Source organism: Arabiibacter massiliensis (genome assembly GCF_902386925.1).
GTDB classification, from domain to species: Bacteria; Actinomycetota; Coriobacteriia; order Coriobacteriales; family Eggerthellaceae; genus Arabiibacter; species Arabiibacter massiliensis.
Genome location: NZ_LR698996.1, coordinates 1,611,220 through 1,630,287 on the forward strand (window position 1 = coordinate 1,611,220; position 19,068 = coordinate 1,630,287).

The 19,068-nt window shown below is 67.7% G+C and carries 17 protein-coding genes; all 17 read right to left on the reverse strand.

Annotated elements, in window-relative coordinates; genetic code table 11:
- Position 1 precedes the first annotated feature (1 nt).
- A complete protein-coding gene (gene aroB, locus FX134_RS06925) occupies positions 2–1,114 on the reverse strand; it encodes a 3-dehydroquinate synthase (protein ID WP_080799575.1) in 1,113 nt (370 codons plus the stop codon).
- Positions 1,099–1,776 carry a shikimate kinase gene (locus FX134_RS06930; RefSeq protein WP_080803856.1) on the reverse strand — a complete coding sequence of 226 codons (678 nt, stop codon included), beginning with the start codon at positions 1,774–1,776 and terminating at the stop codon, positions 1,099–1,101. The genes aroB and FX134_RS06930 overlap by 16 nt, the downstream gene beginning before the upstream one ends.
- 14 nt (positions 1,777–1,790) lie before the next feature.
- Positions 1,791–2,963: a chorismate synthase gene (gene aroC, locus FX134_RS06935; protein ID WP_080799578.1), complete on the reverse strand. Its 1,173-nt coding sequence runs from the start codon at positions 2,961–2,963 to the stop codon at positions 1,791–1,793.
- A 250-nt stretch (positions 2,964–3,213) separates the two neighbouring features.
- The gene (locus FX134_RS06940) at positions 3,214–4,137 is read right to left on the reverse strand and encodes a shikimate dehydrogenase family protein (RefSeq protein WP_080799581.1); all 924 of its coding nucleotides are present in this window, start codon (positions 4,135–4,137) and stop codon (positions 3,214–3,216) included.
- Positions 4,134–4,727 (reverse strand): YqeG family HAD IIIA-type phosphatase, encoded by a 594-nt coding sequence (locus FX134_RS06945; protein WP_080799584.1) that lies wholly within the window; start codon positions 4,725–4,727, stop codon positions 4,134–4,136. Before FX134_RS06945 ends, FX134_RS06940 begins: the two co-directional genes overlap by 4 nt.
- Positions 4,728–4,742: 15 nt before the next feature.
- On the reverse strand, positions 4,743–5,897 hold the full coding sequence (gene mltG / locus FX134_RS06950) for an endolytic transglycosylase MltG (RefSeq protein ID WP_080799587.1): 1,155 nt from the start codon (positions 5,895–5,897) through the stop codon (positions 4,743–4,745).
- 10 nt (positions 5,898–5,907) lie between these two features.
- Complete coding sequence (gene ruvX / locus FX134_RS06955; RefSeq protein ID WP_080799592.1) at positions 5,908–6,330, reverse strand: Holliday junction resolvase RuvX; 423 nt, start codon at positions 6,328–6,330, stop codon at positions 5,908–5,910.
- A gap of 224 nt (positions 6,331–6,554) precedes the next feature.
- A complete protein-coding gene (gene alaS, locus FX134_RS06960) occupies positions 6,555–9,200 on the reverse strand; it encodes an alanine--tRNA ligase (protein WP_080799594.1) in 2,646 nt (881 codons plus the stop codon).
- 12 nt (positions 9,201–9,212) lie between these two features.
- Entirely contained in the window at positions 9,213–10,505 is a 1,293-nt protein-coding gene (locus FX134_RS06965; protein WP_080803859.1) for an AI-2E family transporter, read from the reverse strand.
- An 84-nt stretch (positions 10,506–10,589) separates the two neighbouring features.
- Positions 10,590–11,393 (reverse strand): ribonuclease E domain-containing protein, encoded by an 804-nt coding sequence (locus FX134_RS06970; RefSeq protein ID WP_080799597.1) that lies wholly within the window; start codon positions 11,391–11,393, stop codon positions 10,590–10,592.
- Positions 11,394–11,558: 165 nt separating this feature from the next.
- On the reverse strand, positions 11,559–12,893 hold the full coding sequence (locus tag FX134_RS06975) for a replication-associated recombination protein A (RefSeq protein ID WP_080799601.1): 1,335 nt from the start codon (positions 12,891–12,893) through the stop codon (positions 11,559–11,561).
- Between the two features lie 384 nt (positions 12,894–13,277).
- On the reverse strand, positions 13,278–14,678 hold the full coding sequence (locus FX134_RS06980) for a sensor histidine kinase (RefSeq protein WP_232050864.1): 1,401 nt from the start codon (positions 14,676–14,678) through the stop codon (positions 13,278–13,280).
- The gene (locus tag FX134_RS06985) at positions 14,675–15,367 is read right to left on the reverse strand and encodes a response regulator transcription factor (protein WP_080803866.1); all 693 of its coding nucleotides are present in this window, start codon (positions 15,365–15,367) and stop codon (positions 14,675–14,677) included. Before FX134_RS06985 ends, FX134_RS06980 begins: the two co-directional genes overlap by 4 nt.
- 470 nt (positions 15,368–15,837) lie before the next feature.
- Entirely contained in the window at positions 15,838–16,158 is a 321-nt protein-coding gene (locus tag FX134_RS06990) for a hypothetical protein (RefSeq protein ID WP_080799605.1), read from the reverse strand.
- Positions 16,159–16,325: 167 nt separating this feature from the next.
- Positions 16,326–17,171: a phosphate ABC transporter ATP-binding protein PstB gene (gene pstB / locus FX134_RS06995; protein ID WP_080799607.1), complete on the reverse strand. Its 846-nt coding sequence runs from the start codon at positions 17,169–17,171 to the stop codon at positions 16,326–16,328.
- The gene (gene pstA / locus FX134_RS07000) at positions 17,164–18,102 is read right to left on the reverse strand and encodes a phosphate ABC transporter permease PstA (protein WP_232050865.1); all 939 of its coding nucleotides are present in this window, start codon (positions 18,100–18,102) and stop codon (positions 17,164–17,166) included. Before pstA ends, pstB begins: the two co-directional genes overlap by 8 nt.
- Positions 18,099–18,959, reverse strand: a complete 861-nt coding sequence (pstC, locus tag FX134_RS07005) for a phosphate ABC transporter permease subunit PstC (protein WP_080799609.1) — start codon at positions 18,957–18,959, stop codon at positions 18,099–18,101. Before pstC ends, pstA begins: the two co-directional genes overlap by 4 nt.
- Between the last annotated feature and the right edge of the window lie 109 nt (positions 18,960–19,068).

Genomic DNA, 19,068 nt, shown 5'->3' on the forward strand with positions numbered 1-19,068 from the left:
GTCACCGCTCCTTCGACCGCGCCCAGGCACCCAGGTGCTCGAGCAGCGTCCCGTCGTCCACATCCGCAAGCTCCCAATCGCCCACGTCGCGTGGCAGCACGAAACGCACCTGGCCGTGGCGGGCCTTCTTGTCGCGCTTCATGGCGTCGAGCAGCGCGGCCGGCTCGGCCGACCAGGAAAGCGCCGGCAGCCCGAGCGCGTCGAGCAGCGCGTCCTGCGACTCCACGAGCGCCATCGGCGTGCCGACGAGCGCCGCCCCCAGACGCGCGGAGAAACGCATGCCCTCGGCCACGGCCGCGCCGTGCGAGAACGTGCCGTAGCCCGCCAGCGCCTCGACGGCGTGGCCGAGCGTATGCCCGTAGTTCAGGCACTCGCGCACGCCCTTGCTCTCGGTCTTGTCGGCGGCCACCACGTCGGCCTTGAACACCACCGAGCGCGCGATGGCCTCGGCCACCACGGCCTCGTCGCGCGCCGCGAGCGCGCCGGCCGCGTCAGCCAGCCAGAAGAAGAACTCGTCGGAGTCGATGAGCGCCGCCTTCGCGATCTCGGCGCACCCGCACGCCCACTCGCGGTCATCGAGCGTGGCGAGCGTGTCGGTGTCGGCACACACGTAGAGCGGCTGCTTGAACGTGCCCACCAGGTTCTTTCCCGCCGCCAGGTTCACGCCGGTCTTGCCGCCCACCGACGAGTCCACCATGGCCAGAAGCGTCGTGGGAACCTGCGCCACGGGCACGCCGCGCATGTACGTGGAGGCGACGAACCCCGCGAGGTCGCCCACCACGCCGCCGCCGAGCGCCACCACCGCGCAGTCGCGCCCGAGGCCCAGTCCCGCCATGGCCTCCCAGATCTCGCCCGCCACGGCGATGGACTTCGCGTCCTCGCCCGCCGGCACGGCGATGTCGCTCACCCGGAAACCCGCCTCCGCAAGCGAGGCTTTCGCCTGGTCGCGGTACAGGGGGCCGACGTTGCCGTCGGTTACGACGAGCGCGCGCTCCGCGGCCTCGAGGGCGGGCAGCGCGCGCAGGTGCGCACCGAGCCGCGCGAGCACGCCGCCGCCGATGCGCACGTCGTAGGCCGCCTCGCCGGGGATGTTCACCACTACTTTCGCGGACATAGCACGCCCTCCCGCTTCAGGATCTCGCGCACCTCGCGCGCGATCTGGGGGACGTTCTTGTCGACGGTGTCCACCATGGCGTCGGCGACCTCCTCGTACATGGGAAGGCGCCCGGCGATGGTCCTGCGCGCGGTCTCGAGGTCGCGGAACAGCGGCCGCGACGACACGTCCTTGACGCGCGCGTACGCCTGCTCGGCCGTCACCTGCAAGTACACCACGAACCCGGACGACTTCAGGATCTCGCGGTTCTCGGGCTTCAGCACCACGCCGCCGCCGCACGAGATGAGCAGGGGATCCTTCTGGGAGAACTCTCGCAGCACGTCGGTCTCGAGCGCGCGGAAGCCCTCCTCCCCCGCCTCGGCGAACATCTGGTTGACGGTCTTGCCCTCGCGACGCTCGAGGTACGCGTCGAGGTCGACCGACGCCACGCCGCAGCTGCGCGCCAGCTTGCGCGCCACCGAGGTCTTCCCGGCTACCATGAAGCCGACGAAGAACACCGGGCGCGAAAGCTCGTACTGGGGCCGGGGCTGCTGCGAGAGGTAGGGGGAGCCCACGACCGACGGGAGCTCGCTCGGCTCCGCTATCGAAAGGGTGTAGGCGGACGGATCGATGTCCGCGTTCGCACCGATCCCCTGATCAGGCGCTTCCTCTGTCTGGCTCATGCTGTCTCCCTGGGTCATCGCGACATCGTCCGAAGCCGCTGCTGGTATGCTTTGAAGGCGGCCTTGATATCGGCCATGTTGTCGCGCCCGAACTTCTCGAGGTACGCCCCGGCCAGCGCGAACGCCACCTCGCTCTCGGCCACGACGGCGCAGGCGGGAACGGCGCACGTGTCGCTGCGCTCCTTGGACGCCTCCTCGGGCTCGAGCGTGTCGAGGTTCACGGTGGAAAGCGGCGTCATGAGCGTGGGGATGGGCTTCATAGCCGCCGTGACGATGAGCGGCATGCCCGTGGTCATGCCGCCCTCGAGGCCGCCCGCGTTGTTCGACGTGCGCACGAAGCCGGCCGTGCGGTCGACCTCGATGGGGTCGTGCACCTCGGAGCCGGGACGGCGCGCCGCCTCGAAGCCCAGGCCGAACTCGACGCCCTTGAGGGCCGGGATGGAGAAGAGCGCGCCGCCGATGCGCGCGGTGAGGCGGTCGGCCGCCGTGGCGTAGCCGCCCACGCCGGGCACGAGCCCCGTGGCCACGATGCGGAACGTGCCGCCCAGGCTCTCCCCCGCTGCCTTCGCGCGGTCTATCTCGGCCTTCATGGCCTCGGTGGCCGCCCCGTCGGGGCAGCGCACCTCGCTCATCTCGATGGCGAGCGGCTTGTAGTCGGGCGCGCGCATGAGGGGATCGTCCTCCTCGTAGCGCGCGCCGCCGATGGAGGTGACGTAGGAGAACACCTCCACGCCCAGCTCGGCCAGAAACTCGCGCGCGATGCCGGCCGCCGCCACGCGCGCGGCCGTCTCGCGGGCGCTCGCGCGCTCGAGGATGTTGCGGCAGTCGTCGGTGTCGGTTTTGAGCGCGCCCACGAGGTCGGCATGGCCGGGGCGCGGGCGCACCTCGCGCACGAGGTCGGACGGGGCGTCGCCGAAGGGCGCCATGCGATCGGTCCAGTTCTGCCAATCGCGGTTGCGCACGGCGAGCGCGATGGGGGTTCCCAGCGTCCGGCCGAAGCGCACGCCGGAGGTCACCTCCACCGTGTCGCGCTCGATGGACTGCCGGCCGCCGCGTCCGTAGCCGGACTGCCGGCGCGCGAGGTCGGAGTTGATCTGGGATTCGCTGATCTTGAGGCCCGCGGGCACGCCCTCCACGATGGCCGTGAGGCACGGCCCGTGGCTCTCGCCCGCTGTGAGGTATCGCATAGTCGTTCGCTTTCCGCGCATCTCCGAGTACGTTCGTCTGGCATTGTACCGCAGCCGTCACGGCCAATCAGGAAAAAGCGGTCAACTTCCCGCGATTGGGGGGACGTGACAAAGGGACGGGGTAATCGTCACTGATGACGCAGGACGGGGATAATGTCATCAAATCCGATCCTTTGATTTGATGACATTATCCCCGTCCTGCGTCATCAGTGACGATTACCCCGTCCCTTTGTCACGGCCCCCGCCGCTGCTACAGGTCGAACGCTGCGGCTTCGGCCATGAGCGCGAACAGCTCGTCGTCTGCGAGGGGCTGTTCGGCTTCGGCGAGGTCGCACAGGATGTTCACCGTGGCCACGGCCTGGCCGACCAGCATGCCCGAGCCGTCGAGCACCGTGCAGCCGGCTTCGCGCGCGCCGCGCAAGAGCGCCGTCTCGCCGTGGCCGTACACCGCATCGAACACGGTCTGCCCCGGCCGCAGGATTGCCGTGTCGAACGGCGCGGAGTCGCCTGCATGCATGCCGAGGGGCGTGGCGTTCACCACGAGGCCGACCGACGCGAGCGCCTTCTCCGACGTCGCATAGCTGCCGAACTTGAACGTGGTGCGCTCGTAGGCGGTGCGGAAGCTGCGGTGGTGCGGATGCGCCGCCGGCAGGTCGATGGTGGCGTTGGCCAGAAGCCCGAAGCGCTCCACGAACGACTCGAGCACGCCGCGCGTCCGCTCCTTATCGCGGCCCACGAGCAGGCACACGTCGGCACCCGCCACCGAGCAGGCGTGCATGATGGAGAGCGCCGTGGGGCCCGTACCGCACACGGCCACGCGCTTGCCGGCGAAGACGAGGCCCGTGCGCTCGAGGTAGGCCACGCAGCCCTGGCCGTCGGTGTTGAAGCCGATGAGCTTGCCGCTTTTGCGCACGAGCAGGTTCGCCCCCTGCGCGAGCTTCGCCGAGGCGGCCGTGGCGTCGGCGGACTCGAAGGCGAGCGGCTTGTAGGGCGTCGTGATGTTGACGGACAGGAAGCCCTCGCCCTCCAAAAACGCACGCGCCTCGTCGGCTGCGGCGAAATCGGCCAGGTCGTAGCGCCAGGGCAGGCCGATCCGCTCATACGCGGCGTTGTACATCGCCGGGGACTTCGAGTGCGCGACGGGATGTCCCAGCAGGTAGAGGCGCTCGGTCATGAGGTTCCTTCCGTGTTCGCGGCGGCCTTGGCGTCGGCGCGGCCCTCCGCCGCTTCGGCTGTTTCCGCAGACTGGTAGGCCGAGGGCGCGCCCACGCCTTCGGGCTGGCGGCCGCCCATGACGGCGCGCTCGAAGTTGCGCAGAAGCAGCGTGTGGGGCAGGTCCTGCTCGACGAGCGGCGCGAGCAGGTACGCCTTCATGCCGAGGAAATGCGCGCCCATGACGTCGGTGACCAGCTGGTCGCCGATGACCACCGTCTCGGCGCGCTTGGCGTCGATCTTCTTGAGGGCCATGAGAAACGCCGGCGGCAGCGGCTTCACGGCCTTGGCCACGATGGGCAGCGACAGGCGGTTGGCCAGATGGCGCACGCCCTCATGCCAGTTGTTCGACACGAGGCAGAACGAGATGCCGGCGTCGCGCGCCTTCGCGAGCCACATGCCGGCGTCGCGCGGCACCTCGTGGGTGTCGCGCGTGAGGATGGTGTTGTCCACGTCCAGAAGGACGTTGCGGAGCCCCTTCGCGAGCAGGTCGCGCTCGATGTCGACGCGCGAGAGGCGCGCGAAGTAGCGGTCGGGTTCAAGGAACGGCATGTTCGGTCGCCCGGCCTACGAGAACGTGTCCATGTGCTCGTCGTACGTCTCCGTGAAATAGTAGCTGTCGCCCTCGAAGTAGAAGAAGAAGTATTTCCCGAGCGACTCCTGGTCGGGCGCACACACGGCCTTCAGGCAGTCGAGGCTCGGCGAGCAGATGGGCGTGGGCGGCAGGCCTTTGTACGTGTACGTGCTGTACGGCGTGTCGGCGTGCACCTCCTCGGGAGTGGGATCGTGGCCCACCTCGTAGGCGGTGGTCGCATCGCTTTGCAGGTAGCCGACGGTCGGCCCCTCGGTGTACTCCAGGCGGTTGTAGAACACGGCGGCCACCTGCGCGCGGATCTGCGCGTCGCCGCTCGACTCCTTCTCCACGATGGAGGCCAAGTTCACGGCGTCGTAGATGGACAGGCCCTGCGATTCCGGATACGACCAGTCGAGGCCCGCCGTCTCCGTCTTGAACTGGTCGAGCATCATGCGGATGACCGAGTCGGCCGTGGCGTCGTCGCCGATCGCATAGGTTTTGGGGAACAGGAAGCCCTCGAGGCTGTTCGAGCCCGCGTCGGCGAGGAAGCCGTAGTCGGCCGCATAGGCGCTCGCGTCGGAGGCGGCCGCCGTGAAGTCCTCGGCCGAGATGCGCCCGCCGCTGGCATCGGCCACCGCAGCCGCGATGTCCGCGAGCTTGTACCCCTCGGGGATGGTGACCGCGTCGCCCATGTCGGGCCCGGCCTGCAGCGCGTGGATGATGTCGTCGAGGCCCGTGCCGCCGGCGAACGTGTAGGTGCCGGGCTTGAGCTGGCTCGCCACGCCCAGCTCGTCCACGCGGCGCGTGAACTCCGTCTTGCCGCCCACCAGGCGCGCCTCGACGAGCTTCTGGCCGATGGCCTGGGCGCCCTCGCCCTCGGCCACGACGACGGTAGCCTGCTCGCCCTCGGCGAGGAGCTCCACCTGCGAGGCCGAGCAGCTGTTGAACAGCGTGAAACCGCCCCAGGCCAAGACGCCGAGGACGATGACGATGAGCACGATCGAGAAGACGATGGGGGCCTTGCTCGACTTCGGGCGGATGTAGCTGGTGTCGTACGTGCGGAACTGCCGCTCGCCGCGCGCGTGCGCGGACCGGGCGGCGTGGTTCGGCCGTTGGGAATACGTGACTTGCTTTCTCCGTGAGGGCATGGCGCGTCCTTTACCTCTCCCGCTCGCGGCGGGCATCGAGCCACGCCTGCAGAAACAAACTCGCCGCTATCATATCTATTTTGCCTCGCATCTCCCGTTCCCCGAGGCCCTTTTCACGCAAACTCCGTTTGGCCTCCTGGGAGCTCAGACGCTCGTCAGCGAACTGAACGGGCAGGTCGCACGCGTGTCCGATGCGCTCGGCCACCGCGCGGATGCGAGCCGCCTGCGGCCCCTCCTCGCCCGCCATCGTATAGGGCAGCCCGCACAGGAGAAGCTCCGGCTCCCAGTCCTCGAGCACGCGCTTGAACGGCTTCGCGCCCGCCAGCACGTCGGCCGCCGGCAGCACGCACACCGGCGAGGCAACCCGCTCCCCCGGGTCGCTCACCGCGACGCCCACCCGCGTCTCCCCGATGTCCAAAGCCATGATGCGCATGCGCGCTCCTCTCACGCCCCGCTGGCGCCGCACGGGATCCTTCGACTCCGCTCCCTCCGGTCGCTCCGCTCAGGATGACAAAACGTGACAATTACCCCGTCCCTTTGTCACGCGAGCACGGCGGATATGCGAAGGGGCCGGCCGAGGGGCTTGAAGCGCAGTTCCGCAGCGAAGCGAGGACTGTTTGAGCATTCAAGCCCCTCGGCCGGCCCCCAATGGCAACCTTACAGCAGCATCTCCCGAGCGGCGTCCAGGGCCGCGTCGATGCCGGAGGCGTCTTTGCCGCCGGCCTGCGCCATGGCGGCCTTGCCGCCGCCGCCGCCCTTGATGTTCCCGGAGATTGCCTTGATCACCGCGCCGGCGTCGAAGCCCGCCTCCACGGCCTCCGGCGACCCGGCAGCCAGAAGCGTGGGCTTGCCGTCCTTCTCGGTGGCGAGCACCGCGGCGCCGGGCTTGCCGAGGCGTGCGCGCAGCACGTCCCAGGCGTTGCGCATCTGCCCCGCGTCGGCCTCGGGCAGCCGCCCGAACACCACCGGGTAGCCCGCCGCGCTCTCCACCGCGCCCGCCAGCAGCGCCGAGATACCGTCGTCGGCCACCGTCTGGCGGTTGCGCTTCATCTTGGCCTGGAGCTCTTTGAGCTGCTTGACGTTGGCGGCCGTGCGCTCGCTCACGTCGAAGAGCGGCACGCGCAGCTCGCCTGCCGTCTCCTTCAGCTCGGCCTCCATGCGGTTCATGAACGCGAGCGCGTCGAAGCTGGTCACGGCCTCGATGCGGCGCAGGTTCGCACCCACGCTCGTCTCAGCCGCTATCTTCACGAACCCGATCTCGCTCGTGGCCGACACATGCGTGCCGCCGCAGAGCTCGCGCGAGAAGCCCTCGATGTCCAGCACGCGCACCACTTCGCCGTACTTCTCGCCGAAGAGCGCCATCACACCGGCCTCGCGGGCCTCGGCAAGCGACGTCTCGTAGGCGCGCACGGGGTGGTTCTCCATGATCTTCTGGTTGGCCAGGCGCTCCACCTCGGAAATCTGCTCGGCCGTCATGGCCTCGAAGTGCGTGAAGTCGAAGCGCAGGCGGTTCTCGGCCACGTAGCTGCCGGCCTGCTTCACGTGGTCGCCCAGCACCTCGCGCAGCGCCCAGTGCAGGATGTGGGTGGCCGTGTGGTTGCGGCGGATGCGCTCGCGGCGCGGCACGTCGATGGCGGCGCGCACGGTATCGCCCACCTGGATGCGCCCGCCCAGCTCCTCCATCACCTTCACGGTGTGGGCGATAAGGCCCTTCTCGGGCTCCTGCGTGTCGAGCACGGCAGCGACCGCGTCGTCTTTGGCGAGCACGCCCGCGTCGCCCACCTGGCCGCCCTTCTCGGCGTAGAACGGCGTGGCGTCGAGCACCACGCGGCCCTCCTCGCCGGCCTCGAGCGCGTCCACCTGCACGCCGTCGCGCACCAGCGCCAGCACGCGCGCGTCGTGCACGTTCTCGGTGTAGCCCACGAACGAGGTGGGGCCCACCGCGTCCAATATCTCGCTCATCACGCCGCCGTAGGTGGACCACGCGGCCTCGGCGTCCTTCGTGTTGGCGGCGCGGGCGCGCTCGCGCTGCTCGTCCATGCAGCGCTCGAAGCCCTCCATGTCCACCTCGATGCCGCGCTCGGCGCACATCTCGCGGGTCACCTCCACGGGGAAGCCGTAGGTGTCGTGCAGCGTGAACGCCCGGTCGCCGGGCAGCACCTGGCCGTCCAGCCCGGCCAGCGCCTCGTCGAGGTACGCACGGCCCTGGCGCAGGTTCGCGCCGAAGCGCTCCTCCTCGGAGAGTATCACGCGGCGCATGAGCTCGCGGTTCTCCACGATCTCGGGGTACACGTGCCCCATGAGGTTCACGATCTCGTCCACGTAGTCGTTGAGGAACGGCTTGTCCAGGCCCAGCAGGTGGCCCTTCATCACGGCGCGGCGCAAAAGGCGGCGCAGCACGTAGCCGCGGCCCTCGTTGGAGGGCAGGATGCCGTCGGCAATCATGAACGCCACGGCGCGGCTGTGATCGGCCATGATGCGCAGGGACAGGTCGATGGCCGGGTCGTCGCCGTACGTGCGGCCGGTGAGCTTCTCGCCCACGGCCACGAGGCTTCGCAGCACGTCGGTCTCGTAGTTGGACTGCACGCCCTGCAGGATGGCCGCGATGCGCTCCAGGCCCATGCCGGTGTCGATGTTCTTCTTGGGCAGCGGCACGAAACTGCCGTCCTCCTGGCCGTCGAACTGGGTGAACACGAGGTTCCAGTATTCCAGGTAGCGGTCGCAGTCACAGCCCGGCGCGCAGTCGGGCTTGCCGCAGCCGAACTCGGGGCCCTGGTCGTAGTAGATCTCGGAGCACGGGCCGCACGGGCCGGTGGGTCCGGCGCGCCAGAAGTTGTCCTCCTCGCCGAGGCGCGAGATGTGGTCGTCGGGCACGCCCAGGCCCTTCCATATCTCGATGGTCTCGTCGTCATCCAGGAACACGGTGAAGTACAGGCGATCCGCCGGCAGCCCCAGCACCTCGGTGGAGAACTCGTAGGCCCAGGCGCACATCTCCTTCTTGAAGTACGCGCCGAAGCTGAAGTTGCCCAGCATCTCGAAGAAGCTCTGGTGGCGGCCCGTGGTGCCGATGATGTCGATGTCGTTGGTGCGCACGCACTTCTGCACCGTGGTGGTGCCGATGTAGGGCGCCTCGAGGTGCTTCTGCTGCAGGAAGTAGGGCTTGAACTGCACCATGCCGGCGCTCGTCAGCAGAAGCGACGGGTCGTCGGGGATGAGCGAGGACGAGGGCCACCGCTTGCAGCCCTTCTCCTCGAAAAAGCTCAGGTACTTCTCGCGGATCTCCGCGCTGGTCAGGTACTTCATGTTTTTGTCTTTCTACTTCTTGTCGTTGCGGCGAGCTTTGCGCTCGGCCTCGGCTTTTCGCTGCTCGACGCGCTCGAAAGCGGCCGTTATGTTGGGGTGCGGCGACGTCGCGTCCGCGATGGGATCGACCATCCCGTCGGAGGAGGGAGTGCCCTGGAAGAACACGCCGTCCTGCGACACGAGCTGCCGCCCCGTGCGCTTCTCGAAATAATACACGAAAACCGCCTTCGCGACGGCGACGGCGGGGATGGAGGCCAGCATGCCCACAAGCGAGCCCATGAACCCGCTCATCGCCCCGCCGATGGCCGAGCCCGCCATGAGGGCGATGATGGTGAGCGCCGGATGCACGTCCACCGAGTTCGCCATGATCTTGGGCGAGACGAACGTGTAGACGACCTGCTGGATGGCGATGGTGCCGCCGAGCGCCAGGATGGCGACCACGGGGTTCACGAACACGCCCACGATGGCCGCGAGCGCCCCGCCGAGCCACGGGCCCACGATGGGGATGATGTTGAGCAGGCCCGCGATGCCGCCGAGCGCGGCGTAGTTGGGCACGCCGATGATGCCGAACAGGACGGCGCACCCCACGCCGATGATCGCGCATTGCAGAAGCGTGCCCTTGATGTAGCCGCCCATGACGCGCGTGAACGTGACGTGCAGCATCTCCAGGTCGTCATGGCGCTTGGGGCCGACGAGGCGCTTGCATTCCGGGCCGAGCGCCGGCAGCTCCATGAGGACCCAGAACGCCACCACGAGCGCGAAGCCGATGGCGACGAAGCTGTTCATCACGCCCGCGCCGATGGCCACCACGCCGGTGGCGCCGTCGCGCGCGAACGTCGTGGCCCAGGCCATCACCGCATCGAGCGCGTCGTTGAGCCACTTCTGCACCGCGTCGTTGGACAGCACGTCGGCGTAGCGGGCGTACAGGTCGTTGCCCCAGCCGGCGATGGTCTGCACGTAGGAGGGGATGCTCTGGATGAGGTTGGCGAACTGATCACCCACGCCGAACACCGGCGAGAACATGAGCAGCCCGACGAGCGCGAGCGCGACGAACATGAGCACGTAGGCGATGGCGGTGCCCGCCAGGCGCGGGACGCCGACCTTCTCAAGCTTGTTGACCGGGCCGCGCAGGCAGAACACGATGACGACCGACCAGATGACGATGCCCACCGGAACGCTCAGGATGTTGACGAGGTACACGAACACGCCCGTGAGAAGGATGGCCCCCACGATGGTCCACACCGTGAGGAACCCGCGTTTCGCCTTCTCGGTTTTCTCGATTGCGGAGCTGGTCGTCTCCTCCACCAAGCCCGTCCTTCCGCTGCTCTTTCGCCCAAGCGCCCGCGCCCGGCGAGCTGCCGGGCGCGGGCGCCGTTCCTGCCGCGGCCCTTAGGCCGACGGATTCTTGTCGTCGTACGTGAAATACTTCTGCGAGGCCGCCCCGGCGTCCGCCGCAGCGGTGCTCGCGACGACGTCGGCGATCGTGGCCGCCGCCTCCGAGGTCTTCTCGGCCGCAGCCTGCTTCGCGGCGGCCTTCTCCTCGCGCTCGGCGCGCTCTTCGGCCCGCTGCGCACGCTGCTCGCTTACCGCTTCCTTCGCGGCCTTCACCGAGGTGGACATGACGTCCTTCACCAGGTGGACAGCTGCGACGGGAACGTCCGTGGTCGAGGGCGCCTCCGCCTGGCGGGGGGCCTCCTCGACGGGGGCGGCATGCTGGCCGACGACGGGCGCCCTGTCCTCGCCCTCCGCCTTAGCCTGGCCGAGCGCGACCGACTCCTCGCTCGCGCGGCGCGGCTTGAAGGCGTTGCGCACGCGCGACGTGACGCTGGTGACCAGCTCCATCGGGGCGCTCGTCACCGTGTCGACGGCCTCGACGGCCGACGAGACGGAGTCGGTGATCTCGTTCACGTCCTCGAGGATCTGATCGACGCGCATGATCTCCAGGTTGGCCGCGTCCACCGTAAGCGACACGCGCTCGACGAGCGGGTCCACCTTGGCGGCGACGGGCTCGAGCGAGGCCGTGATGCGCTCCACGCTGGCGAGCGTGGGCGTGACCTGCTTCTGCAGGTCGTCCACCGTCTGGCGCGTCTTGCGCACGGTCATGACGAGCTCGATGACGAGCCAGATGAGCCCCGCGCCGACGACGACGTACACCAAGGGCAAGGCTATGCTGACAACTTCGCTGATATCCACGATGCGCCTCCTGTTTCCCGAAGCCACTACTATAGCACGACACCCCTTCGATTCTATAGGTGCCGGGTCACGTTTCCACCCTGCTTCCATAGGAGTAGGGAATTGGTTACCTTCCGCGCGACGTGGGGTTTTCGACGTCGCCGCAGCCGCAAGCGCGCCGGGGCGTCATCCCTGCGGCGGCCGCCTTCGCGCCTCGGCCCTATCGCGCGCGGACGCGTCGGCGCGGTAGGCCTCCCAGCCCCGGTCGCTCGACCGATAGAAGCACCCGCGCTCCAGGCCGTCGGGCAGGTAGCGCTGGTCCACCCAGCCGCCGGGGTAGCTGTGGGGGTAGCGGTAGGCGCCGTAGTTCTCCGAGCCGGGGCGGTGCCTATCGCGCAGGTGGTCGGGGACGCTTCGGGCGGGACCGCTGCGCACCTCGGCGAGCGCCGCGTCGATGCCGGCCTCGGCCGCGTTGCTCTTGGGCGCGAGCGCCAGGTAGATGGCGGCCTGCGCCAGGTTGATGCGGCACTCGGGATAGCCGATGACCTCGGCCGACTTGAAAGCCGCCTCGGCCACGAGCAGCGCCTGCGGATCCGCGTTGCCGATGTCCTCCGACGCGGCGATGAACATGCGGCGCGCGATGAACTTCGGGTCCTCTCCCCCTTCGATCATGCGGGCGAGCCAGTAGAGCGCCGCGTCCGGGTCGCTGCCGCGCATCGACTTGATGAACGCGGAGATCACGTCGTAGTGCATGTCCTTGTTCTTGTCGTAGGGCAGCACGCGGTGCGGCGTGGCGGCGCGCACGTTGTCCTCGGTGATGCGCGCGGGCTTCTTGCGCGTGCCGGGCTCTGTCATGCCGGCCGCCAGCTCGAGCGTGGTGAGCGCCGTGCGCCCGTCCCCGCCTGCGAGCAGCACGATGGCGTCGCGCGCCTTCTCATCCAGCCGGTAGAGCCCGCCCAGGCCCCGCTCGTCGGCGAGCGCCCGCCCGACGAGCTCCGCTATCTCAGCGTCCGACAAACCGTGCAGCTCCACCACGCGCGAGCGGCTGATGAGGGCGGAATTCACCTCGAAGAACGGGTTCTCCGTGGTGGCGCCCACCAGCACCACCACGCGGTCCTCCACCGCGTGCAGGAGCGTGTCCTGCTGGCTGCGGTTGAAGCGGTGGATCTCGTCGACGAACAGGATGGTGCGCAGGCCGAACGCGGAGAGGCGCTTCTCGGCCGCGTCTATCTCGCGGCGCAGGTCGGACACGGTGCCGCCGATGGCGGACACCTCCACGAACGTGGCCTTCGTCGTCTCGGCGATCACGTGGGCAAGCGAGGTCTTGCCGGTGCCCGCCGGGCCGAACAGGATGACCGAGCTCAGCCGGTCCTGCTCGATGGCGTTGCGCAGCCAGCTTCCGGGGCCCACCGCCTCCGACTGGCCGACGATCTCCTCGAGCGTGCGCGGCCGCATGCGCACCGCGAGCGGGGCGACCTCCGACTTCCGCTCGTTCTCCATGTCTGTGAATAAGGTATCCATAGTCTGTATGGTATCATGCGAACGCCTGTTTGTATATCGCTTTCTCGGCGAAAATGCGGAAAGAGGACACCTCCCTGTCCCCCTGTCACACCCCTGTCACACCCGTCCCCCTGCCACACTCAGGTTGTGTGAACCGGCAAACAAAATGGAAGTCAAGTCTTTATTTTGGCTGCGGGGCACATATACTCGAATCAGGTCCTGCCCTCGAAGCCATACTTTGCGATGGACCGATGCTAATACATGAGGGAGCTCAAGATAGCGCGTGAAATGGAGATTCGCATCTGTCGATGCGAAAGCCAGGAAGCGGGCTGCGAGCACCCACCTTTTGAGGTGGGTTCATCCTTCTGGCCGGGGGTGGGGCTTTTTCCTTGCGACGGGGCCGCCTCAATCGGAGAGCGGGAAGCGCAGAATGAACGTGGTGCCCGCGCCCGGAGCGCTCTGCACCTCGATGGTCCCCCGATGATAGAGCACCGCGTGCTTGACGATGGCCAGGCCGAGGCCCGTGCCGCCCGTCTCCTTCGAGCGGCTCTTGTCCACGCGGAAGAAGCGCTCGAACACCTTGTCGTGCAGCTCCTCGGGAATGCCGGGGCCCGTGTCGCTCACGCGCACCACGGCTTCGCCGCCTGCGCCGTCCACATGCATGACCACGCGCCCGCCCTCGTGGTTGTAGCGGATGCCGTTCTCGATGAGGTTGTACAGCATCTCCTCCGCCAGCGTCGCGCTGCCGGCCACGACGGTCGGCTGCCCCTCCACCTGCACGTCGACGCCCTGATCGGACGCGAAGCTGGATAGACGGCCCGCCACGCGCTCGGCTACGGCGAGCAGGTCGATGGCGGCCGAGCCCTCGCCATCGAACGCCGACTCGTCGAGCTTCGACAGCGTGAGCACGTCGTTGATGAGCGAGCGCATGGTCTGCGCCTCGTCGTAGATGAGCGCCGCGAACTTCTGGCGGTCGGCGGGCTGCACCATGTCGTTCTTCATGAGCTCGGCGTATCCGCTGATCACCTGCAGGGGCGTCTTCATCTCGTGGCTCACGTTGCTGGAGAAGTCCCGCCGCATGTTCTCGGCCTCGGCCAGCTCGGTGTTCTGCTGCTTGAGCTGGCGCTGCTGCTCGTCGATGCGGATGAGCAGCGGATCCATCTCCTCGTAGATCTCGTTGTCGAGCGGGTTGGCGAAGTCGAGCGCGTCGATGGGCTTCATGATGCGCCCCGTGAGCACCTTCGACAGGAGGAACACGAGCACCACCGCCACGGCCAGGGCCACGAGCACCGGCATGAGCATGTCGCCGAGGAACGACAGCAGCGAATGACGCGTCTCGGACAGGCGCACGATGCTGCCGTCGTCGAGCTTGACGGCCGCGTACACGGTATCGGTGCCGAGCGTCTCGGAGTAGCGCATGGTCACGGCCTCGCCCGCGTCGGCGGCCTTTTGCACCTCGGGGCGGTCGGCATGGTTGTCCATGGTGCCGGTGTCGGCGGCGCTGTCGAAGAGCACGGTGCCGTCGGGCGCGATGAGCGTGTAGCGGGTCAGGCCGCTGAACTGGGCTTCGAGGGCAGGCGCGTTCTCGGCCGAGGGCGTTGCGTTCAGGTAGCGCGCGGCATCCTGGGCGCTCGCGGCAAGCTCCGCCTCGGCGTCGTGCTCGTAGGACATATAGTAGATGGTGGTCATGGCCACGGCCAGAAGCACGATGATGCCGAGCGTGAACGCGAGCACGCTCGTGAATATCTTGCCGGCGAGGCTCTTCACCTTGAGATGCGTGGGGCTCATGCGGTGCGCCCGCGTCACGAGGGGCTCTTCAGGCAGTAGCCCACGCCGCGCACCGTCTGGATGAGGGCGTCGGCCCCCTCCCCTGCCGCGGCCAGCTTCTGGCGCAGCGTCTGCACGTGCACGTCCACCGTGCGCGTCTCGCCGACGTAGGTGACGCCCCATACGTCCTCGAGCAGCTGGCGGCGCGAGAGCACGTGGCCCTCGTTCTGCATGAGGGCGCGCAGGAGGTCGAACTCCTTGAGCGTGAGCGTGGCCGGCTCGCCCTCCACCGTCACCGTGTGAGCCGACACGACGAGCGATATCGGGCCGCACGCAAGCTCGTCGTCGGGCGCGACCGCCGGCGCGCTGGCGCGGCGCAGAAGCGCGTTCACGCGGCTGACCAGCTCCATCATGCCGAAGGGCTTGGCCAGGTAGTCGTCGGCGCCGGCGTCGAGGCCGCACACGGTGTCGAACTCGGTGCCCTTGGCCGTGAGCATCATCACCGGCACGTGCTTCGTGGCCGGCTCGGCGCGCAGCATATGGAGGATCTCGAGGCCGTCGATCTCGGGCAGCATGATGTCGAGCAGCACGAGCTCGGGCAGGCGCTCCCTGCACGCGGCGAAGAACTCGCCGGCCGCCGGGAAGCCCTGCGCCTCGAATCCCGCCTGGCGCAGCGCGTACACGGTGAGGTCGCGGATGTTGGTGTCGTCTTCAACGTAGTAGATCATGGATCGCTCCCACATGGCAGCTTCGGTCGTTTCGGCCCATTGTAAAGCAGCCGACGCGCAGACGGGCCAACGAGCAAGTCAAATTTGCGTAAAGTGCGCGAGGGATTGTCGACCGAAACACACGCTTCAGAGTGCTGTGGCGTGTGTTTCGGTCGACAATGCCCGCAAGCCCCCTCCCGCTCATGCAGTTAGAGTTCGCCAACCGGGCACATTGCGAAAGCGACAGCCCTAAGTCACAGTTAGGCCGCTCTGAAGCTGCCCGGCGATCGCGCATGGTACACCGCTATCGCCCACCTAGGCAAATGCTCGCCAACACGCAATCAAACAGGCAAAGCCGCTATTCGAACACCCTCAATCGCTTCAAACCAGCCAAAACTGTGATTTGAGCACCCGGATTCCGATATCCGCAGTCAAACCAAGATCGGCAGGCCGCGCACTGGACGGAACGACCGGTCTTCAGCACAGATGTTTCACGTGAAACATCCGACGGAGATGACGGCGTCCAGGTTGTAGTGCTTGGTTTTGTAGCGCTTGCCATCTGCGGCAGTTATTAAAAATTCTTTAACAACTGCCGCCTCTTCTAGCTCACCCGCCTCGAAAATTGACCTCAAGTGATAGTTGATATTTGGCACCGCGCAATCGAACAGCGTAGCCATGGCCTTCTGGGTCAGCCACACGTCCTCGTCCTGCACGTACACCTGGATGCCCTCGGCCCCGTCCTGCAGGGCGAACGTGAGGAAGTCGGCCGTGCTGTTGCGCATCGACACCTGCTTGGCGCGACCCTCTTCCATTGGCGTACCTCCGCATCCGCGAGCCCGGGCTGACGCCCCTATTCTACTCGAACTGCCCGGCTGCGTGGCCGGCAGGCTTGTTCAGCGCACGGTGATGTCATCAAGCCCCCCCTATTTTCGCTCGCTGGGGATGGCAAAGCGCGCATGCCGTTCGGCTCGCGGAAGCCCTACCCAAACCTGCCGGCTACGTAGTCGGCGGTGCGAGGGTCGGAGGGGCTGGTGAAGATGTCGTCGGTGTCGCCGGCCTCCACCATCTCGCCCAGCAGGAAGAACGCCGTCTTGTCGGACACGCGCAGCGCTTGCAGCATGTTGTGCGTCACCATGATGACGGTGTACTTCTGCTTGAGCTCGCCCACCAGGTCCTCGATCTTGGCGGTGGAGATGGGGTCGAGCGCGCTCGTGGACTCGTCCATGAGCAGCACCTCGGGGCGCACGGCCAGCGCGCGGGCGATGCACAGGCGCTGCTGCTGGCCGCCGGACAGGCCGAGCGCGTTCTTCTTCAGGCGGTCCTTCATCTCGTCCCAGATGGCGGCGTCGCGCAGGCTCTGCTCCACGATGGCGTCCAGGTCCTCGCGGCGCTTGATGCCGTGGGTGCGCGGGCCGAACGCCACGTTGTCGTACACGCTCATGGGGAAGGGGTTGGGCTGCTGGAACACCATGCCCACGCGGCGGCGCAGGCTGTTCACGTCCACCGAGCGGTAGGCGTCCTCGCCGTCCAGCGTGATGTCGCCCTCGATGCGGCAACCCGCCACCAGGTCGTTCATGCGGTTGAGCGACTTCAGCAGCGTGGACTTGCCGCAGCCCGACGGGCCGATGAGCGCCGTCACCTGGTTTTGCGGGAAGTCCAGGTTGATGCCCTTGAGCGCATGGAAGTCCTGGTAGTACAGGTCCAGGTCGCGCACGGCCATCTTGGCGGGAGCGTTGGAGGGAGCCGTGCGGCCGTGCGCGTGGGGCAGATAGGTTTCGGTGGCCGCTGCGCGCGGGGCCGTCCGTTCGAGCGTTGCGTTAGTCATGGATGCCTCCCTTGTTCATTTTCTTGGCGGCGAACGTGGCCAGCAGGTTCAGCAGAACCACCATCACCAGCAGCACCACCGCCGTGGCGTAGGTCTCGTTCACGTGCAGGGCTTCGCTGGCCAGCACGTACATGTGCACGGCAAGCGTGCGGGTGGAATCGAAGAGCGCCGCGGCGCCCTCGGCGAAGTTGGGGATCTGCGCGATGGAGCCGGCCGTGAAAATGAGCGCGGCCACCTCGCCCACGCAGCGGCCGAGCGCGAGGATCACGCCGCCCAGGATGCCGGGAACCGCCGAGGGCAGCACGCAGCGAAACACCGTGCGCAAACGGCCCGCCCCCAGGCCGAAGCCGCCCTCGCGGTAGGCGTCGGGCACGGACAGGAGCGCCTCCTCCGTGGTGCGCATGACCACCGGCAGCACCATGATGGCCAGCGTGCACGCGCCCGCCAGAAGCGACAGGTTCCAGTGCAGCGCCGTGACGAAGAACAGCATGCCGAAGAGGCCGTAGATGATGGAGGGGATGCCCTGCAGCGTCTCGGTGGTAGTGCGCACCGCCTGCACGAACCGGCTGCCGCGCGGGGCGTATTCCACCAGGTAGATGGCCGATCCCGCGCCTACCGGCACCGCCATGGCAAGCGAGAGCCCGGCCATGACAAGCGTGTTCACCAGCGCCGGGGTGAGCGAGACGTTGTCGGAGGTGTACTCCCAGGCAAAGAGGCTCGGCGTAAGGTAGGGCACGCCGTTCACCAGGATGTAGCCCACAATGAACGCGAGCACGGCCGATGTGAGCGCGGCACCTGCGTACACGAGCGCGCGCAGCGATCTGGACGCGAAGCTGCGCGCGGGCGGCAAGGCGCAGGGCTGGTGCCGCACGGAGTCCTTCGACTTCGGCCTTCGGCCTTCGGCCAGGATGACAGAGGGCGGCGTTGTCATTTCGCCTCACCCCGCTTCTTTATCTGGTTGAACAGCATGGTGATGCCGAGGATGAACACGAACAGCACCACACCGGTGGCCACGAGCGCGCCGCGGTGCAGGTCGGCGGCGTAGCCCATCTCCATCACGATGTTCGCCGTCATGGTGCGCACGCCGGCGAAGATGCTCTCGGGGATGACGGGCTGGTTGCCGGCTACCATGATCACGGCCATGGTCTCGCCGATGGCACGCCCCACGCCCAGAACGACGCCCGCCATGATGCCGCTGGCGGCGGCGGGCACGATGACGCGGAACACCGAGCGCTCGTGGTCGGCACCGAGCGCCAACGCACCCTCGTAGTATTTCTTCGGCACGGCGTCGAGCGCGCTCTGCGCCACCGTGATGATGGTGGGTAGGATCATGATGCCCAGAAGCACAGCTGCCGCCAGAAGCGACTGGCCGCGTCCGGGCATGGTATCGCGGATGAGGGGCACCATGACCACCAGGCCGAAAAAGCCGTACACCACCGACGGGATGCCCGCCAGAAGTTCCACGCCGGGCTTGAGCACCGCCGCCACGCGACCGCTCGCGAACCGCGACAGAAAGATGGCGGTGAGCAGCCCCGTAGGCACGCCCACCACGATGGCGCCGGCCGTGACGTAGATGCTGCCGATGATCATGGGGAAGATGCCGTACAGGTCGTTGGCCGGGCGCCATGTGGTGCCGAACAGGAAGTCGGGCAGCCCGATCTGCGCCATAGCCGGCACGCCGTTCGCGAACAGGAACACGCAGATAAGCGCCACCGCGAGGATGGATATCCCCGCGGCACCCGCGAACAGCGCCCGCGCGAGGCCTTCTTTGATGTGTACTTTGGTCATGATGCCTTTCCTGATAAGAATGGTGTCGCGCTTCGCGCGCCTTGGAAGGATCCTTCGGCAACGCTCCCTTACGGTCGCTGCTCAGGATGACGATCTGCTCTGCGTTATC

Bases quoted from the DNA above. Each gene is read 5' to 3' on its own strand.
- FX134_RS06945 (WP_080799584.1), bottom strand. From the start codon at position 4,727: ATGCCGTTCCTTGAACCCGACCGCTACTTCGCGCGCCTCTCGCGCGTC.
- mltG (WP_080799587.1), bottom strand. From the start codon at position 5,897: ATGCCCTCACGGAGAAAGCAAGTCACGTATTCCCAACGGCCGAACCAC.
- pstB (WP_080799607.1), bottom strand. From the start codon at position 17,171: ATGACTAACGCAACGCTCGAACGGACGGCCCCGCGCGCAGCGGCCACC.
- FX134_RS06940 (WP_080799581.1), bottom strand. From the start codon at position 4,137: ATGACCGAGCGCCTCTACCTGCTGGGACATCCCGTCGCGCACTCGAAG.
- FX134_RS06930 (WP_080803856.1), bottom strand. From the start codon at position 1,776: ATGAGCCAGACAGAGGAAGCGCCTGATCAGGGGATCGGTGCGAACGCG.
- pstA (WP_232050865.1), bottom strand. From the start codon at position 18,102: ATGACAACGCCGCCCTCTGTCATCCTGGCCGAAGGCCGAAGGCCGAAG.
- aroB (WP_080799575.1), bottom strand. From the start codon at position 1,114: ATGTCCGCGAAAGTAGTGGTGAACATCCCCGGCGAGGCGGCCTACGAC.
- FX134_RS06990 (WP_080799605.1), bottom strand. From the start codon at position 16,158: ATGGAAGAGGGTCGCGCCAAGCAGGTGTCGATGCGCAACAGCACGGCC.
- aroC (WP_080799578.1), bottom strand. From the start codon at position 2,963: ATGCGATACCTCACAGCGGGCGAGAGCCACGGGCCGTGCCTCACGGCC.
- ruvX (WP_080799592.1), bottom strand. From the start codon at position 6,330: ATGCGCATCATGGCTTTGGACATCGGGGAGACGCGGGTGGGCGTCGCG.
- FX134_RS06985 (WP_080803866.1), bottom strand. From the start codon at position 15,367: ATGATCTACTACGTTGAAGACGACACCAACATCCGCGACCTCACCGTG.
- alaS (WP_080799594.1), bottom strand. From the start codon at position 9,200: ATGAAGTACCTGACCAGCGCGGAGATCCGCGAGAAGTACCTGAGCTTT.
- FX134_RS06975 (WP_080799601.1), bottom strand. From the start codon at position 12,893: ATGGATACCTTATTCACAGACATGGAGAACGAGCGGAAGTCGGAGGTC.
- pstC (WP_080799609.1), bottom strand. From the start codon at position 18,959: ATGACCAAAGTACACATCAAAGAAGGCCTCGCGCGGGCGCTGTTCGCG.